This is a genomic window from Nocardioides sp. T2.26MG-1 (assembly GCF_950101795.1).
Lineage (GTDB): Bacteria > Actinomycetota > Actinomycetes > Propionibacteriales > Nocardioidaceae > Nocardioides.
In genome coordinates, this window is the sequence record NZ_CATNLZ010000033.1 from 98,932 (window position 1) to 114,553 (window position 15,622).

Annotated in this window: 16 protein-coding genes; 6 read left to right on the top strand and 10 right to left on the bottom strand. The window is 73.4% G+C overall.

Annotated elements, in window-relative coordinates; all coding sequences use genetic code 11:
- Nucleotides 1-20: 20 nt before the first annotated feature.
- Genes QQZ14_RS18555 through QQZ14_RS18565 form a run of 3 tightly spaced genes read right to left on the bottom strand, consistent with a single transcriptional unit; the run spans nucleotide 21 to nucleotide 2,695 of the window.
- A complete protein-coding gene (locus QQZ14_RS18555; RefSeq protein WP_284535885.1) occupies nucleotides 21-338 on the bottom strand; it encodes a hypothetical protein in 318 nt (105 codons plus the stop codon).
- Nucleotides 335-1,552, bottom strand: coding sequence for a fatty acid desaturase family protein (locus QQZ14_RS18560; RefSeq protein WP_284535886.1), 1,218 nt, complete (start codon nucleotides 1,550-1,552; stop codon nucleotides 335-337). Before QQZ14_RS18560 ends, QQZ14_RS18555 begins: the two co-directional genes overlap by 4 nt.
- Nucleotides 1,553-1,588: 36 nt before the next feature.
- A complete protein-coding gene (locus QQZ14_RS18565) occupies nucleotides 1,589-2,695 on the bottom strand; it encodes a ferredoxin reductase (protein ID WP_284535887.1) in 1,107 nt (368 codons plus the stop codon).
- A gap of 115 nt (nucleotides 2,696-2,810) precedes the next feature.
- On the opposite strand from QQZ14_RS18565, the gene msrB reads away from it, so the two are divergent.
- Both msrB and QQZ14_RS18575 read left to right on the top strand, forming a co-directional pair.
- Complete coding sequence (gene msrB / locus QQZ14_RS18570) at nucleotides 2,811-3,215, top strand: peptide-methionine (R)-S-oxide reductase MsrB (RefSeq protein ID WP_284535888.1); 405 nt, start codon at nucleotides 2,811-2,813, stop codon at nucleotides 3,213-3,215.
- Nucleotides 3,216-3,615: 400 nt separating this feature from the next.
- Nucleotides 3,616-4,989: an FAD-binding oxidoreductase gene (locus QQZ14_RS18575; protein ID WP_284535889.1), complete on the top strand. Its 1,374-nt coding sequence runs from the start codon at nucleotides 3,616-3,618 to the stop codon at nucleotides 4,987-4,989.
- Nucleotides 4,990-4,993: 4 nt separating this feature from the next.
- On the opposite strand, the gene QQZ14_RS18580 is transcribed toward QQZ14_RS18575, so the two are convergent.
- The 3 genes from QQZ14_RS18580 to hemG form a co-directional block, all read right to left on the bottom strand.
- A complete protein-coding gene (locus QQZ14_RS18580) occupies nucleotides 4,994-5,632 on the bottom strand; it encodes a hypothetical protein (protein WP_284535890.1) in 639 nt (212 codons plus the stop codon).
- A gap of 49 nt (nucleotides 5,633-5,681) precedes the next feature.
- Nucleotides 5,682-6,401 carry a hydrogen peroxide-dependent heme synthase gene (hemQ, locus tag QQZ14_RS18585; RefSeq protein ID WP_284535891.1) on the bottom strand — a complete coding sequence of 240 codons (720 nt, stop codon included), beginning with the start codon at nucleotides 6,399-6,401 and terminating at the stop codon, nucleotides 5,682-5,684.
- 64 nt (nucleotides 6,402-6,465) lie between these two features.
- Entirely contained in the window at nucleotides 6,466-7,842 is a 1,377-nt protein-coding gene (hemG, locus tag QQZ14_RS18590) for a protoporphyrinogen oxidase (RefSeq protein ID WP_284535892.1), read from the bottom strand.
- Nucleotides 7,843-7,901: 59 nt separating this feature from the next.
- Between hemG and QQZ14_RS18595 the strand changes: the two genes are divergently transcribed.
- Nucleotides 7,902-8,852 carry a DUF4349 domain-containing protein gene (locus QQZ14_RS18595; RefSeq protein WP_284535893.1) on the top strand — a complete coding sequence of 317 codons (951 nt, stop codon included), beginning with the start codon at nucleotides 7,902-7,904 and terminating at the stop codon, nucleotides 8,850-8,852.
- Between the two features lie 70 nt (nucleotides 8,853-8,922).
- Here QQZ14_RS18595 and hemE read toward each other — a convergent pair whose 3' ends face one another.
- Nucleotides 8,923-9,960 (bottom strand): uroporphyrinogen decarboxylase, encoded by a 1,038-nt coding sequence (hemE, locus tag QQZ14_RS18600; protein WP_284535894.1) that lies wholly within the window; start codon nucleotides 9,958-9,960, stop codon nucleotides 8,923-8,925.
- A gap of 69 nt (nucleotides 9,961-10,029) precedes the next feature.
- Between hemE and QQZ14_RS18605 the strand changes: the two genes are divergently transcribed.
- Nucleotides 10,030-10,659, top strand: coding sequence for a DUF3000 domain-containing protein (locus QQZ14_RS18605; protein ID WP_284535895.1), 630 nt, complete (start codon nucleotides 10,030-10,032; stop codon nucleotides 10,657-10,659).
- A 1-nt stretch (nucleotide 10,660) separates the two neighbouring features.
- The gene (locus QQZ14_RS18610; RefSeq protein ID WP_284535896.1) at nucleotides 10,661-11,986 is read left to right on the top strand and encodes an HRDC domain-containing protein; all 1,326 of its coding nucleotides are present in this window, start codon (nucleotides 10,661-10,663) and stop codon (nucleotides 11,984-11,986) included.
- Between the two features lie 26 nt (nucleotides 11,987-12,012).
- Here QQZ14_RS18610 and QQZ14_RS18615 read toward each other — a convergent pair whose 3' ends face one another.
- The gene (locus QQZ14_RS18615) at nucleotides 12,013-12,627 is read right to left on the bottom strand and encodes a TetR/AcrR family transcriptional regulator (protein ID WP_284536219.1); all 615 of its coding nucleotides are present in this window, start codon (nucleotides 12,625-12,627) and stop codon (nucleotides 12,013-12,015) included.
- Nucleotides 12,628-12,697: 70 nt separating this feature from the next.
- Nucleotides 12,698-14,092 (bottom strand): ABC transporter substrate-binding protein, encoded by a 1,395-nt coding sequence (locus QQZ14_RS18620; RefSeq protein WP_284535897.1) that lies wholly within the window; start codon nucleotides 14,090-14,092, stop codon nucleotides 12,698-12,700.
- Between the two features lie 161 nt (nucleotides 14,093-14,253).
- On the opposite strand from QQZ14_RS18620, the gene QQZ14_RS18625 reads away from it, so the two are divergent.
- The gene (locus tag QQZ14_RS18625) at nucleotides 14,254-15,003 is read left to right on the top strand and encodes a hypothetical protein (protein ID WP_284535898.1); all 750 of its coding nucleotides are present in this window, start codon (nucleotides 14,254-14,256) and stop codon (nucleotides 15,001-15,003) included.
- A gap of 85 nt (nucleotides 15,004-15,088) precedes the next feature.
- Here the strand turns inward: QQZ14_RS18625 and QQZ14_RS18630 are convergent, their stop codons facing one another.
- Entirely contained in the window at nucleotides 15,089-15,559 is a 471-nt protein-coding gene (locus tag QQZ14_RS18630) for a type II toxin-antitoxin system PemK/MazF family toxin (protein ID WP_284535899.1), read from the bottom strand.
- Between the last annotated feature and the right edge of the window lie 63 nt (nucleotides 15,560-15,622).

Consider the following 15,622-nt stretch of genomic DNA (forward strand, 5'->3'; position numbering starts at 1 on the left):
CGGGGCTCCTACTTCTGCCCTCAGAGCAGCGAGTTGGGCTGGAACGTCGGGCGCCGGTCCTCGTCCTCGCGCGCCGGGCGCACGAACTCGAAGCCCGCGGTCAGCGTCAGCTGCCAGGTCGGGTCGGCATCCGGCGTACGCCGCAGGTCCTCGGCGCACGCGACGTGCATCGGCGGGAGGTGGAACGCGTTGCGCGCCACCTCGGCGGGCGTGCCGAGGAACGCCACCGGGCGTCCCAGGGACTCCGCGCACGAGCCGCAGATGCGGCTCAGCGCGCACTGCGTCACCCACCGGCCGGCGGTGACGTCGGGGACGCGCCCGTCGGCGACCGCGATCACGACGCGCTCCTCATCCACCCGCCGAGCTCGCGGCGTCGGGGCGGGCGCTCGTCGTCGGAGCGGCGCTTGCGGTCGTGGGCCGGAGTGGGAGGCTCAGTCATAGGGGGAGGCTGGTCGCTGGAGGTCATCGAGTTGGGCAGCGAGAGCTTGATGATCGTGCGCAGCGCCTGGCCGTACTGCTGGTAGAGCGGACCGGTCGTGTACGGGATGTCGTACTTCTCGCACAGCGCCCGCACCCGGACGGCGATGTCGGCGTACCGGTTGCTGGGCAGGTCGGGGAACAGGTGGTGCTCGATCTGGAAGCCGAGGTTGCCGCTCATGATGTGCAGCAGCGGGCCGCCGTTGAAGTTGGCGGCGCCGAGGATCTGGCGCAGGTACCACTCCGAGCGGGTCTCGTCCTCGATCTCCTCCTCGGTGAAGTGCAGGGCCCCGTCGGGGAAGTGGCCGCAGAAGATGATCACGTAGGCCCACAGGTTGCGGGCCAGGTTGGCGGTCATGTTCGCGGTCAGCGTGGACTTCCAGCCCTTGCCCGACAACGCCGGGTAGACCACGTAGTCCTTGAGGATCTGGTTGCGGCCCTTGCGCGCGATCTGGCGCAGCTGCCGCTTCATCTCCTTCGGGTCCTTCTGGCCCTTGCGGATCCGCTCCAGGTCGAGGTCGTGCAGCGCGACGCCCCACTGGAACAGGCTCGCCAGCAGCGCGTTGTAGATCGGCTGTCCGAGGTAGACCGGGTGCCACTTCTGCTCGCGGGCCATCCGGAGGATGCCGTAGCCGATGTCGTTGTCGTAGCCGAGCACGTTGGTGAACTGGTGGTGGATGTAGTTGTGGCTGTGCTTCCACTGCTCGGCCGGCTGCGCGGTGTCCCACTCCCAGTTGGAGGAGTGGATCTCGGGGTCGTTCATCCAGTCCCACTGGCCGTGCATGACGTTGTGGCCGATCTCCATGTTCTCGAGGATCTTGGCCACCCCGAGCAGTGCCGCTCCGGCGACCCAGGCGGGCTTCTTGGCCTTGCCGGTCGCGCTCGAGGCGAGCAGCGTGACGCGGCCGGCAGCCGCGAGGCCGCGCTGGATCTTGATCAGCCGGTTGATGTACGCCGCGTCCTTGGCGCCGCGCGAGTCCTCGATCTCGGCCCGGATCGCGTCGAGCTCGCGGCCGATCTGCTCCACCTCCTCCTCGGTGAGGTGGGTGTACTCCTTGACGTCCGAGATGGCCATGTCGGTCCCTTCGTCGGTGGGTCTGCGGGTCAGTGGTCAGATGTCGAGCGTGCAGTCGCCGACCGCGGCGGTGACACAGGTCTGCACACGCTCGTTGGGCTGGCCGAACTCCGCGCCGCTGCGCAGGTCGCGCACGGTGCCGGAGACGAGGGTCAGGGTGCAGGTGTGGCAGATGCCCATCCGGCAGCCGTACGGCATACCGACACCCGCCTCCTCCCCCGCCTCGAGGACGGTGGTCGCCCCGTCGGCCTCGATGGTCTTGCCGGAGTTGCGGAACGTGATGGTGCCGCCCTCGCCGCCCTCGCCGCCGAGCTCGAGGGAGAACCGTTCGAGGTGCAGGCGGTCCTCGAGGCCGGCGGCCCGGTAGTGCTCGGTGATCGCGTCGAGCATCGGCCCGGGACCGCAGGCCCAGGTCTCGCGCTCGCGCCAGTCGGGGCAGATCCCGTCGAGGCCGCGCTCGGCGTCGGCGAGGTCGAGCATGCCGTCGAGGTCGGTGTGCAGCCGGTGCACGGTCAGCGACTCGTGCCGGGCCTCGAGGTCGTCGAGCTCGTCACGGAAGATCATCCGCTCCGGGGTCGGCGAGGAGTAGTGCATGACGACGTCGGGGAGGGCTCTGCCGTTCTTCTGGGCGCGCCGGTCCATCGTGCGCAGCATGGCCATCACCGGGGTGACGCCGCTGCCTCCGACCAGGAACAGCATCTTGGCGGGCGGCGGGTCCGGCAGCACGAAGTCGCCGTCGGGCAGTGCGAGCCGCACGATGGTGCCCGGCGCGAGGCCGTTGACCAGGTGCGCGGAGAGCTTGCCCTCGGGCATCGCCCGCACGGTGATCGAGATCGTGCGGCCCTTGCGTCGCGGCGGCGAGCTGACCGAGTAGGACCGCCACTGGAACTTGCCGTCGACCTGGACGCCGATGCCGACGTACTGCCCCGGCCGGTGGTCGTAGCGCCAGCCCCAGCCGGGACGGATCACCAGCGTGGCGGCGTCGTCGGTCTCGGGGATGACCTCCTCGACCCGGCCGCGCAGCTCGCGCTCGCTCCACAGCGGGTTGAGCAGGCGCAGGTAGTCGTCGGGGTGCAGGGGGGTTGTGAGCTTGTCGCCTGCGCCCCGCAGGCGGCTCCACGGGATCGTCGTCGCTCCGGCCATGCGTTTCAGTGAACAATTGTTCTCCGAATGAGTCAACGCCCCTAGGGGTGACGTGGGTCGCCCGTGACGTCGACACCCGGCGATCGTGTTGCCGCGGCCGACTACCGTTGGCCCCATGGCCTACAACGTGGAGAAGTCCGACGAGGAGTGGCGCGCGGAGCTCTCGCCGGAGGAGTACGCCGTACTCCGCGAGGCCGGCACCGAGCGGGCGTTCACCGGCGAGTACACCGACACCGAGACCACCGGCATCTACCGCTGCAAGGCATGCCAGGCCAAGCTCTTCGAGTCCGACACGAAGTTCCACTCCGGCTGCGGCTGGCCGTCGTTCTACCAGCCGCTGAGCGACACCATCGAGTACATCGAGGACACCTCCCACGGGATGAAGCGGGTCGAGGTGCGCTGTGCCAACTGCGGCTCGCACCTGGGCCACGTGTTCCCCGACGGCTACGGCACCCCCACCGGTGACCGCTACTGCATCAACTCGATCAGCCTGACGCTGGAGCCGGTCGACCAGAGCTGACCGGGGTCGGCGGGTGGGCGACCGTCGAGGCACCAGAAATGGCTGTTGGGAGCGCTCCCAGACAGCCATTCCTGGTGCCTCGACGATCCAGGGCCAGCACGCGGGGGGCCCCGCCCCGTTTCGGGGTGGACCAGACCACCAGGTGACGCGGCGGAAAATCGGCCGACAGGACGGCCTGGCCTGCCCGACCCTCGACGCGTGAGGGTTGCGGCGTCATCACGATCCCGGGGCACGACCGACCACGAGGCAACGCCCCGCGCCGCGCTCACGGTCCTGGACCGGGTCGCGCCCCGGTCGCGGCGTACCTGGCTGTTGTGTCGGCGCGCGATCCGCGCTGGACGGCCGGCCCCCCGAGTCCACCGGGCTCGCACCACACCACCGTCACGAAGGAACGACCGTCATGACCACCTCCCCGACCATGCCCGCCGAAACGCTCCGCGGCCTGTGTGAAGGCCGGGTCCACCTGCCCGGCGACGCCGGGTACGACGCCGCCCGCACCCCCTGGAACCTCGCGGTCGACCAGCGACCCGCCGCGGTCGCGGTGCCGCACTCCGACGCCGAGGTCGCCGCCGTCGTCCGCGCCGCAGCCGCGGCCGGGCTCCGTGTGGCGCCGCAGAGCACCGGCCACGGCGCCGCGGCGCTCGGCGCGTCGGCGCTCGACGACGTCGTCCTGGTCCGGCTCTCCGAGCTGACCGGCGTCACCGTCGACCCCGACGCGCGCACCGCCCGGGTGCTCGGCGGCACGCGGTGGCAGGACGTCGTCGCCGCGACCGCACCGCACGGCCTGACCGCGCTGCACGGCAGCGCCGGTGACGTGGCCGTCGCCGGATACGCCCTGGGCGGTGGGATGTCGTTCTACGGCCGCGCCCACGGTCTGGCGGCCAACAGCATCCGGTCCGCCGAGGTCGTCACCGCCGACGGCGAGGTCGTGCGCGCCACCGCCGACGAGAACGCCGACCTGTTCTGGGCGCTGCGCGGCGGCAGCGGCAACCTCGGCGTGGTCGTCGCGCTCGAGATCGACCTGCTGCCGTACGCCGACGTGTACGCCGGCATGCTGCTCTGGCCGCGCGACCGGGCACCCGAGGTGGTCCGTGCCTGGGCGGCGTGGGCGGCCGAGACCCCGGACTCGGTCACCACCGCGGTGCGGGTGATGAGCTTCCCGCCGTTGCCGGACCTGCCGCCGTTCCTCAGCGGCCGCCAGATCGTCGTGGTCGACGGCGCGGTGCTCGAGGACGACGACCGCGCCGCCGAGCTGCTCGCCCCGCTCCGCGCGCTCGCGCCCGAGATGGACACGTTCGGGCGGATCCCCGCGGCCGGGATGCTGGCGGTGCACATGGACCCGCCCGCCCCGGTCCCGGCGGTGGGCGACCACGCGGTGCTCAGCGGCCTGCCGGAGGAGGCGATCGCGGCCTTCCTCGCCGAGGTAGGTCCCGGATCCACCTCGTCGCTGCTGTTCGGCGAGCTGCGCCAGCTCGGCGGCGCGCTGGGCCGGCCGGTCGAGGGCGGCGGCGTCACGTCGTATGTCGAGGGGGCGTTCGCGCTGCTGTGCGTGGCGATGGCGCCGTTCCCCGAGGCCGCCGAGCGCGGCCGCGCGGACGCGCGCGCCCTGTGCGCGGCGCTGGAGCCGTGGAGCACGGGCACCCGGGTGCTGACCTTCGTCGAGACCCGCGCCGACCTGGGCACGGTGTACGGCGAACGGTGGGAGCGGCTCCGCGAGGTCCGCGCCGCCGTCGACCCGGCGGGGGTCTTCGTCGCGAACCACCCGGTGCGCTGAGCGACTACTGGTCGAGCAGCGCCGGCCGGACGATCACGACGTCCTTGCCGTAGGTGTCGTCGGCCCAGGCCTGCAGCGAGCCGTCGTCGTAGACCACGTCGACCAGCACGTGCCCGGCGTCGGCGTACGCACCCTGGGCGCCGGGGAGGTCACCGACCTCCCCGGCGATGTCCTCGAGCTCGGCCGGCGTGTGCTCGACCGCGGGCGGCGGGTAGGTCACCTGCTCGGTCGGCATCGGGTCGTAGAGCGCTGCGGGGATCGCGTCGTGGTAGCCGAAGGTGGTGCCGTCCCAGGTGCCCGTGACGAGGAACTGCCCCCACCGGATCTCCCCCTGACGCTCGAACACGCCGTGCCGGTCGGCCCAGTCCCAGCCGTCGATCGCCGGCCCGCCGCACTGCGGCGGCCACGACTCCGCAACCGGGCCCAGGCAGAGCTCGGGGCCGCCCTCGCCCCGGTCCATCACGGTCGCGAGTCCGCGGGTGTGCACGGTGCCCCGGGCGGCCGGGATCGCGGTGGGCGTCGCCGCGGCTGTCGGGTCGCCGTGGGCGCCGGGGTCGGTGGCCGTGGTGTCGCCGTCGTCCCCGCAGGCCCCCAGGAGCGGGGCGACCAGGAAGAGGGCGACCGCGGCGAGCAGGGTCCTCATGCCGGTACGACGGGCCGCCCGTCGTACCGGTTCCGCGGCGCCGTCCGGGTCAGGGCAGGCGGTCGACCAGGTCGGCGACGCCGACGAGCGCGCCGGTGTAGAACGGCACCTCCTCGCGGACGTGCCGGCGTGCGTCGGAGGCGCGCAGGTGCCGCATCAGGTCGACGATGCGGTGGAGCTCGTCGGCCTCGAAGGCCAGCAGCCACTCGTAGTCGCCGAGCGCGAAGCTCGCGACGGTGTTGGCGCGGACGTCGGCGTAGTCGCGGGCCATCTTGCCGTGCTCGGCGAGCATCCGGCGCCGCTCGGAGTCCTCGAGGAGGTACCACTCGTAGGAGCGGATGAACGGGTAGACGCACACGTGCTTCTTGGGCTCCTCGTCGCTGAGGAACGCCGGCACGTGGCTCTTGTTGAACTCCGCGGGCCGGTGCAGCGCCATCTGCGACCAGACCGGGGCCAGCCGGCGACCGAGGGCGGTGCGGCGGAAGCGGTGGTAGGCGTCCTGGAGCTCCTCGGAGGTGGTGGCGTGCCACCAGACCATCAGGTCGGCGTCGGCGCGCAGGCCGGCGACGTCGTAGACGCCGCGCACGACCACGTCGGCCTCGGCGAGCTCGGCGAAGAGCTTCTCGACCTCGGCACCCTCGGCGGCGCGGTCCGCCCCGGAGTCGGCAGAGCCCAGGGGCTGGGCCAGCCGGAAGACCGACCACATCGTGTAGCGGATGGTCTCGTTGATCTCCCGGGCCTTCTGCGCCTTGGTGCTCATGCCCCCCATTGTGCCAACGACCTGCGCGCGCTCCCGGGGCGGCCCGGAACGGTAGTCCCTGACGATCGGGCCCCTAACCCGGCTCGGGGAGGGCCCGATCGTCAGGGACTACCGCAGCGGCGGCGCGGTGGGCGGAGGCGATCACCGCGGGGATGCCGACGCCGTCGTACGCCGCGCCGCAGACGGCCAGGCCGGGGACCTCGGCCACGGCCGCGCGGATGCGGGCGACGCGGTCGAGGTGGCCGACGGCGTACTGCGGGAGCCCGCCGCCCCAGCGCTGCACGTGGGTGTCGACCGGGACGGCCGTGAGACCCACGGCCGCGCCGAGGTCCTCGAGCGACCACGCGACCAGCTCCTCGTCGGTGGCCTGCAGCGCGAGCTCCTCGCGGTGCCGGCCGAGCGAGGTGCGCAGGAGCAGCAGCCCGTCGCCGGCCTCGCGGACCCAGCCCCACTTGGCGAACGAGAACGTCGCTGCCTTGACCCGGTGGCCCTCGACGGCGGGGACCAGGAAGCCCGAGGACTCCGTCGCCGCCAGGTCCGGTACGTCGTCCCCGCGGAACGCGAACGTGACCACGACCATCGAGGCCGACTCGACGGCCGCCAGCTCGGCGGCGGCGACCGGGGCGACCGAGCCGAGGAGCCGGGCGGTCGGCGCCGCCGGGGTCGCGAGCACGACCGCGTCCGCCTCGACCATCTCGGGGGCGGTGGTCGGCCCGACCGTCAGCGCGAAGCCGGTGGCGGTGCGGACCAGCTCGCGGACGGTCGCGCCGGTGCGGACGTCCAGCCCGGCGGCGAGCGACTCGGGCAGCAGGCCCATGCCGCCGGGGACGCCGGCGAACACCGGGCCGGCGTAGGTCGTGGGGATCGCACCGGCCTGCTCGAGGATCGAGCCGCGCGAGGCGTAGGTCAGCAGCTGCGGCACCGACGCGCGGGCCGAGATCAGCCGCGCGTGCCCGGCGTACACGCCCCCGAGCAACGGCTCGACGAGCCGGTCGGTGACCTCGGGCCCGAACCGGCGGTCGACCAGCTCGCCGACGGAGATGTCGTCGTCGACCCGCTCAGGCCAGAGCGTCGGCTCCTCCCGCACCCGGGCGAGGCCCTCGCGGGAGAGCACTCCGGAGTACTCCAGCTCGCGCACGTCGAGCGGCACCCCCATCAGCGAGCGCGGCAGCGGCCGCAGCTCGCCGCGGGTCCAGATCCGCGAGGAGGCCACCGTGGGGTGCTCGATCGGGAGGCCGAGCTCACGGGCCAGCCCAACCCCCTCGGGGCGGCGGTTGAGCATCGCCTCCGCGCCCACGTCGACCGTGACGCCGGCGACCTCGTCGCGCCGCAGCTTGCCGCCGACGCGCGAGGACGACTCGAGCACGACCACGTCGTGGCCCGCGGCGACCAGGTCACGTGCCGCGCTCAGACCTGCGATGCCGGCACCCACGACCACGATCCTGCTCACCCCGCGAGTCTCCCAGAGGACCCGGGAACCGATCGGCCGGGTCTGCCGTCCCAGCCGGTATGAGGCTCACCCCGGTCCGCACCCTGGTCCCCGCTCTCCTCGTGCTGGCGGTCGCCGTCACCGGATGCTCCGGTGACGGCAACGGCGACTCCGGTGGCGACTCGAGCGGCTCGGTCGCCGGCGCACCCGCCCCTGCCCAGGCCGAGGGCAACGTCGCCGACAGCGACCGCTCGGGCTTCGAGGTGCGCGACGGCGCCGACCTCCTGTCGACAGCGGAGCAGCCGGACCCGGCCGACCCGCAGCAGGCACTGATCAAGAAGGGCAACGTCGCGCTGCGGGCCGACGACGTCGGCAAGACCCAGTTCGAGGTGCAGGGCGTCGTGGATGCCCACGGGGGCTCGGTGACCGAGGAGAAGACCACGACCGACGACGCCGGGGCGCCGGCGTACACCCGGATGGTGCTGCGGATCCCCGCGGCAGACTTCGACGACGCGATGACGGAGCTCAAGACCATCGAGGGCGCGGAGCTGGAGTCGGCGAACACCAGCGAGGAGGACGTCACCACCAAGCTGATCGACACCCAGACCCGGATCAAGGTGCAGCGCCGGAGCATCGAGCGGATCACCGTGCTCTTCGACCGGGCCCAGAGCATCCGCGACATCATGGCCATCGAGGCCCAGCTCTCCCGCCGGCAGGCCGACCTCGACTCGCTCGAGCGGCAGGCGGCGTACCTGCAGAGCCAGACCTCGCTGTCCACGATCGTCGTCAGCGTCGACCAGATCCCGGAGAAGAAGGCCACCAAACCGAAGGACGACGACACCGGCTTCCTCGCCGGGCTGTCGGCCGGCTGGCACGGCCTGGCGACGTTCGCCGTCGCGATGGCCACCCTGGTCGGCGCCCTGCTGCCGTGGATGGTCCTGCTGCTCGTCCTCGGCGTCCCGACCCTGCTCGTCCTGCGGGCCACCCGTCGTCGTCGCCCGCATCCGGCCCCGGAGCCGTCGGAGGGATAGTCCCTGACGAACGGGCCCCTCGGGAGCGCTCCCACGGGGCCCGATCGTCAGGGAGTACCGCCCCGGGACCTCAGACGGGGTAGGACTGGACGAACTCCGTGAGCCGCTTGAGCTGGTCGGGGTCGGTGGAGGGGATGACGCCGTGGCCGAGGTTGAACACGTGGCCCCGGGCGGCCCGGCCGGCCTCGATGATCTCGGCGGCCCGGGCGGTCATGACCTCGGTGGGCGCGAAGACCAGCGTCGGGTCGAGGTTGCCCTGCACCGCCCGGTCACCCACCAGCGGGATCGCGTGCGCGAGCGGGGTGCGCCAGTCGACGCCGACCACGTCGGCGCCGGCCTCGCCCATGAGGCCGAGCAGGTTCGACGTACCGACACCGAAGTGGATGCGCGGCACGCCCAGCGCCCCGGCCCGCTCGAGCACGTGCGCGGAGTGCGGCATGACGTGGTCGCGGTAGTCAGCGGGAGTCAGCGCACCGGCCCACGAGTCGAACAGCTGCACGGCCGAGGCGCCCGCGGCGACCTGCACCTCGAGGTAGGCCGCGGAGATGCCGGCGATCTTGCGCAGCAGCGCGTCCCACACGTCGGGGGCGCCGAACATCATCGCCTTGGTCTTCGCGTGCTCCTTGGAGGGCCCGCCCTCGACGAGGTACGACGCGACCGTGAACGGCGCGCCCGCGAACCCGATCAGCGGCGTGCCACCGAGCTCGGCGACCAGGCCGCGGACCGCCTCGGTGATGAACGGCACGTGCTCGGGCGTCAGGTCCGGGATCGCCTCGACGTCCGCGAGCGTCCGCACCGGGTGGGCGACGACCGGGCCGACGCCGGGCACGATGTCGAGGTCGACGTCGACCGCCTTGAGGGGCAGCACGATGTCGGAGAAGAAGATGGCCGCGTCGACGCCGTAGCGGCGGACCGGCTGCAGGGTGATCTCGACGACCAGGGCCGGGTCCATGCAGGACTCGAGCATGCCGACGCCCTCACGGACCGCGAGGTACTCCGGCAGCGAGCGGCCCGCCTGGCGCATGAACCACACCGGCGTGTGCGGCACCGGCTCGCCCCGCACGGCCCTCAGGAAAGCGCTGTCGGTGAGGCGTGGATCGGCGTTCACGGGCGAAGCCTCGCAGGTCAACCGGCGTGTTCGCACATCGGGATCGGAGGATCGACCTACTGTGACCCCATGGTCGTCGGTCAGGAGACGCACCCGAGCACGGGTGCGGGTGCGGCACCCGCGGAGTTCCGCGATGCGGTGGCGACCATGCACGCCGCGCGGCTGCGCCCGGAGATCTTCTGCGAGGAGATGCCGGCGCCGCAGCGGATCGCGCCGTACGCCTCCGCGCTCTCCGCCGACGTCACCGTCGACGACACCGACGTCGGGACCGGCCGGATCATCCTGCTGCACGACCCCGCGGGCAACGACGCCTGGGAGGGCAGCTTCCGGTGCGTCGCCTACGCCCGCGCCGAGATCGACCTCGAGCTGATCACCGACCCGATGCTCGCTGCGGTGGGCTGGTCCTGGCTGACCGAGGCGCTCGAGGCGCACGGGGCGTCGTACGCCGCGGCCTCCGGCACGGTCACCCGGGTCGCGACCGAGAGCTTCGGCGGCATGTCCGACGAGGGCGGGACCGCCCAGATCGAGATCCGGGCGTCCTGGACGCCGCTGGTCCCCGACGACCTGGCCCCGCTCGACCTGGCCCCGCACGTCGAGGCGTGGGGCGAGCTGCTCTGCACCGCCGTGGGCCTGCCGCCGGTGCCCGAGGGTGTCACCGTGATGCCGAGCCGCCGCGGACAGCGGGGCTCGGGACGCTGACATGACCTCTGCACCCCCCGATCCGACCCCCGCCGAGACGCCCGACGAGATTCCCGACGAGACGCCCGCGCCGCCCCCCGCACCCGAGCGACCGCTGCTGACGCTGCGCGACGGCCTGCCCCGCATCGTCGAGACCCCGGAGGGGCTCGCCGAGGTGTGCGAGCGGCTGGTCGCCGGCACCGGCCCGGTCGCCATCGACGCCGAGCGCGCCTCGGGCTACCGCTACTCCTCCCGTGCCTACCTGATCCAGCTGCGCCGGGAGGGCTCGGGCACGTTCCTGGTCGACCCGATCCCGTTCGTGATCCTCCCGCAGCTCCAGGAGGCGCTCGAGGGCACCGAGTGGATCCTGCACGCCGCGACCCAGGACCTGCCCTGCCTTGCCGAGGTCGGCCTGGTGCCCACCGAGCTGTTCGACACCGAGCTGGCCGGCCGGCTGCTCGGCTACCCCCGCGTGGGCCTCGCGACGCTGGTCGAGAGCCTCCTCGGCGCCCGTCTCGCCAAGGAGCACTCGGCGGTCGACTGGTCGACCCGGCCGCTCCCGGAGCCGTGGCTGGAGTATGCCGCCCTCGACGTCGAGGTCCTCGTGGAGCTCAAGGCGCTGCTCGAGGCCGAGCTCGAGGCGACCGGCAAGGCCGAGTGGGCACGCCAGGAGTTCGACGCGCTGCGCAGCTTCGTGCAGGCCGAGCGGGTCGAGGCGTGGCGTCGTACGTCGGGCCTCCACCGGGTCCGCGGCCGGCGGGCCCTCGGCGCCGTGCGGGCCCTGTGGGAGACCCGCGACGAGATCGCCGAGCACCGCGACGTCACCCCCGGCCGCATCCTCCCCGACTCTGCGATCGTCGCCGCGGCGCAGGCGCTGCCGACCGACCGGGCCACGCTGCTGGCGACCAAGGGCTTCCACGGCCGCGGCGCCGAGCGCTACGCCGCCCGGTGGGTGGCCGCGCTGCAGGAGGCCGCCGCGCTGGACGAGAAGGACCTGCCGACCCGTTCGCCGCGCGGCGACGGCCCGCCGCTGCCCCGCGCCTGGGCCGAGAAGGACCCGGTCGCGGCGCGCCGCCTGGCCCTGGCCCGCGCGGCCATGTCGGCGCTCGCGGAGGAGCACCACCTGCCGGTGGAGAACCTGCTCACCCCCGACTACCTGCGCCGCACCCTCTGGACGCCGCCGCGCTCCCGGGACGAGGCGACGCTCGCCCCCGCGGTCGCCGACCAGCTGCGCGCCCTCGGGGCCCGCGAGTGGCAGGTCGAGCTGACCGCGCCCATCCTGGTCGACGCGATCCTCACCGCCGAGACGGAGCCCCTCGCCGAGCCGGAGCCCCCCGCGGCGGACTGAGCGGGATCGCGGCCCTCCGCCTCGACTCAGCGGCGGTCGACGAGACCGGTCAGCTCGCTGCGGGACAGCGCCGGCCCGGCCAGGCGGTCCCCACCCGCCCGCAGTCCGCGGATGAACAGCTCGAGGTGCCGGCGGGCGAGCTCGTGCTTCGTCTCGTCCGGCAGCGGGCCCGGCAGCGGCCGCGCGATGCGGACCAGCATCATCCCGACGTCCAGGAAGGTGACGTCCTGGGGCAGGTCGCCGCTCTCGTGGGCGGCCGCGACCAGCTGCTCGACGGCCCGCGCCGACGCGTCCCGCGCGGCGGCGAGCTCGGGCTCGTCGAGGTCGAGCGCGTCCAGCACCTGCGGGATCACCGCGGACACCCGGGTCTCGAGGGCGGCGCGCAGGTAGCCGGCCAGGGCCTCGAAGGGGTCGCTCTCGCCGGCCGCCTGCTCGGCCGCGGCGGCCGTCCGGGCCAACGCGTCGAGCACGACCGCGCGGAGCAGGGCGGTGCGGTCGGGGAAGCGCCGGTAGAGCGTGCCGATGCCGACGCCGGCGCGGTCGGCGATCTCCTCGAGCGCCACGCCGGGACCCTTCTCGGCGACCAGCTGCCGGGCCGCGTCGAGGAGCTGCTCCAGGTTGCGTCGGGCGTCCGCGCGCATCGTCACCGTCCCACCGTACCAAGCAACCGGAGACGATCCCTCCGAATCCGCGGGATTCGCCCGGCCGGCCTCACTCGGTGGGCGACTCGGACTCCCCCGGTGAGCCACTCGGCGACCCCGACGGCTCCGGCGGGCTGAGGATCGCGCGCGACTCCTCGTCGATCTGCTCGGTGAGTGCGTCCAGGTCGAGGACACCGACGCCGTAGACGAGCTGCTCCAGGGTCGGGTGCACCGCCGCCTCGACCTTGTCGAGCGTGTCGATGAGCGGGGGCAGGCTGATCGAGCGGACGCTGGTGTTGAAGATCGACGCGTGGAGCGGCCGGCGGCCCGACTGGAGGAACGTCTCGGAGAGCGCGACCTCGAGGTTGGCGGGTGCGAGGTAGCCGGTGCGGGTCACCCGGCTGACCGACTCGGCGGAGATCGCGTGGACCAGGAAGTCGGCGGCCAGGGGGGTGCTCGCCGCGGTGCGCGACAGGCACATCCCGGTCACGTCGCCCACCGTGGAGGACCCGTCGAGGACGGGCATCGACATCACGTCGAAGTCGAGGCCGTCGACCTTCCGCAGCTCCGGCACCAACGAACGGTAGCCGGCGATCATGCCGAGCCGGCCACGCTCGAACCAGGTCAGCGGGCTGGCCTCGGCGAGCTGGTCCTCGTCGAGAGTGACCTGCGGGTTGCGCAGCAGCTCGAGGGTGCGCTCGAGCGCCGAGCGGGACCCGTCGCTCGAGAACGCCAACGACGTGGGAGACCCGAAGTCGTCGAAGACCGAGCCGCCCCCGGAGTTGATGAACGGGGCGAGCCCCGACAGCGTCGCCGCGATGTGCACGCCCTTGGTGCCGCGGCGTGGCCGGGCAGCGAAGTCCGCGGCTGCCGCGAACTGCTCGAAGGACCAGCTCGACGCGTCCTCGCCGGGAGCCTCCAGCCCGCGGGCACGCATCCGGTCGAAGTTCACCAGCGCCGGGTTGTAGTAGATGACCATCGGCGAGACGCCGTAGGGGATGCACTGCAGGCGGTCGTCGGCGCTGAACGCCTGGAGGGCATCGCGAGAGTAGCCGTCGCCGAACTCCACGCCCCGCTCGTCGAGCAGCTCGTCGACGGGCTGGTTGTGACGCTCGTCCAGCAGCCACCTCAGGTCGGTGCGCGAGGCGAGGAACACGTCCGGCACCTCGGCGCCGGAGTCGATGTCGGCGCGCATGGCGGCCTCGCTGGGCCAGGCGCGCAGCTTGACCGGGGGGCGGTCCTCGCCCGCGGCGTTCCACGCGTCGACCATGGCGCGGAACGCCGAGACCTCGTCCTCCGGGCCGTACACACCGAAGGTCAGGTGGTCGACCGTCTGCGTCGTCGCCGCCGGCGTCGGGCCCGGACGGGGGGCGGATCCGTCGTCGGTGCAGCCCGCTGCCGACAGCGTCAGTGCGACCACGCTCACGGCACAGAGCAGTGCCCGGCGCCCCCGACTCGCCCTCACCGGCATCCTCCTCGCACGCGTTGTCTGCTGACCTGCCGGCCCGGTCGCGACCGGGGCCCGGACCACCCTATCCATCTGCGGGGAGATCCATTGCCGGGAGCCGAGTGGCGACCGCATGTCGCAACCACGAGCCACGGCCCGAGATCCCTACGATGGCGGTCGTGCCTCGCGTCCAGACCTCCGCCCTGGCCGCCCTGTGCCTGGCGACCTCCGTCGTGCTCGCCGGTTGCGGAGCGGACGGTGACGGTCGGGATGCCGCGTCGCGCACGCCCTCGCCGACGGCGAGCCCCAGCGCCTCGCGCACCGCGACGGCGGCGCCGTCCGCGAGCGAGCCCACGACCTCCGCCGGGCCGACCCGCGAGCCCCGTGGGCACAAGGTCGGCAGGCTCGCGCCTCGGATGCGGTTGACCACCGCCGCGCACCTCCTCGACGCCGAGTCGCTGCCTCCACTGGGCGACGGTTCGTGGGAGGTCGCGGCCACCGGACCCGAGGATCCCGAGCGCGACGGCACGGTCGGCACGTGCCAGAAGACCCTGCTCGGCCCCATCGGCGCCGTGGAGACGGTCCGCCGCACGTTCACCGCTCCGGGCCGCCTTGCCGCCACCCAGGTGGTCGCCCGGTTCGCCGACTCCCGGTCGGCGTGGCGGGCGCACCAGGTGCTGGTCGCGTGGCGCGACGACTGCGCCGACCGTGTCGACGGCAGTGACGTCGGTCCGCTCCGGCCGCTCGACGTGCGGTCCGGCACCGGCGAGAGCTATCGCACCGACGCGCGCAAGCGCGCCGCCGGACTCGCGATCCTGCGCACCGGCAGCTTCCTGACGCTCGTCGAGGTCGCTGCGGGAGCCGAGCACTACCCCACCGGGTGGGACCCGGCCCGGGTCGCAGCCCGACGGGTCGCCCGAACCTTCTAGCCGCGGCACTCCGGCGGGCGGTGCCCCAGCAACCTTCTCCCACCTCAGATCGGTTGCCAGCCCAGCGCCGACCCGGCACCTGTCGCTACAGCGTGTGGAACCGCCCCGCCTCGGCGACCACACGGTCGAAGACGGCGCGGTCGAGCGCGGCGCCCTCCCGGCGTACGGCGTCGGGCGCGAGCTCGAGCAGCCGGTCCAGCCGCACCTCGCTCGGCCGCCGCTCGCGGTCCCAGCCTCCGGTGCCGACGTCCATCCAGTGCCGGCCCCAGCGGGCCTCGTCGGCGGCGTCGCGGTCGTGGTCCTTGCTGGTCAGCATCAGCCCGAGCAGCAGCTCCTCGCGCCGCCCGATGAGCAGCACCGGCCGGTCCTTGCCCTGCTGCGGGTCGTCCTCGTAGGGCACCCAGCCCCAGACGACCTCCCCGGGGTCGGGCCGGCCGTCGGCCTTCGGGGAGTACGACGTGGCCGTCCCGGCGGACGGCGCCGACCGGCCGGTCGGACGGGCCGTCGGACGCGCTGTCGAACGGGCCCGGCGCAGCAGCCGGCGCAGTGATCTCATGCGCCGAGACTACGAGAGAGATGTACACCGGACCGGGAGCGCCTCACGGCGCGTGGCCGCTCG

Bases quoted from the DNA above. Each gene is read 5' to 3' on its own strand.
- QQZ14_RS18560 (WP_284535886.1), bottom strand. From the start codon at position 1,552: ATGGCCATCTCGGACGTCAAGGAGTACACCCACCTCACCGAGGAGGAG.
- QQZ14_RS18565 (WP_284535887.1), bottom strand. From the start codon at position 2,695: ATGGCCGGAGCGACGACGATCCCGTGGAGCCGCCTGCGGGGCGCAGGC.
- msrB (WP_284535888.1), top strand. From the start codon at position 2,811: ATGGCCTACAACGTGGAGAAGTCCGACGAGGAGTGGCGCGCGGAGCTC.
- QQZ14_RS18575 (WP_284535889.1), top strand. From the start codon at position 3,616: ATGACCACCTCCCCGACCATGCCCGCCGAAACGCTCCGCGGCCTGTGT.
- QQZ14_RS18580 (WP_284535890.1), bottom strand. From the start codon at position 5,632: ATGAGGACCCTGCTCGCCGCGGTCGCCCTCTTCCTGGTCGCCCCGCTC.
- hemQ (WP_284535891.1), bottom strand. From the start codon at position 6,401: ATGGGGGGCATGAGCACCAAGGCGCAGAAGGCCCGGGAGATCAACGAG.
- QQZ14_RS18595 (WP_284535893.1), top strand. From the start codon at position 7,902: ATGAGGCTCACCCCGGTCCGCACCCTGGTCCCCGCTCTCCTCGTGCTG.
- QQZ14_RS18605 (WP_284535895.1), top strand. From the start codon at position 10,030: ATGGTCGTCGGTCAGGAGACGCACCCGAGCACGGGTGCGGGTGCGGCA.
- QQZ14_RS18610 (WP_284535896.1), top strand. From the start codon at position 10,661: ATGACCTCTGCACCCCCCGATCCGACCCCCGCCGAGACGCCCGACGAG.
- QQZ14_RS18615 (WP_284536219.1), bottom strand. From the start codon at position 12,627: ATGCGCGCGGACGCCCGACGCAACCTGGAGCAGCTCCTCGACGCGGCC.
- QQZ14_RS18630 (WP_284535899.1), bottom strand. From the start codon at position 15,559: ATGAGATCACTGCGCCGGCTGCTGCGCCGGGCCCGTTCGACAGCGCGT.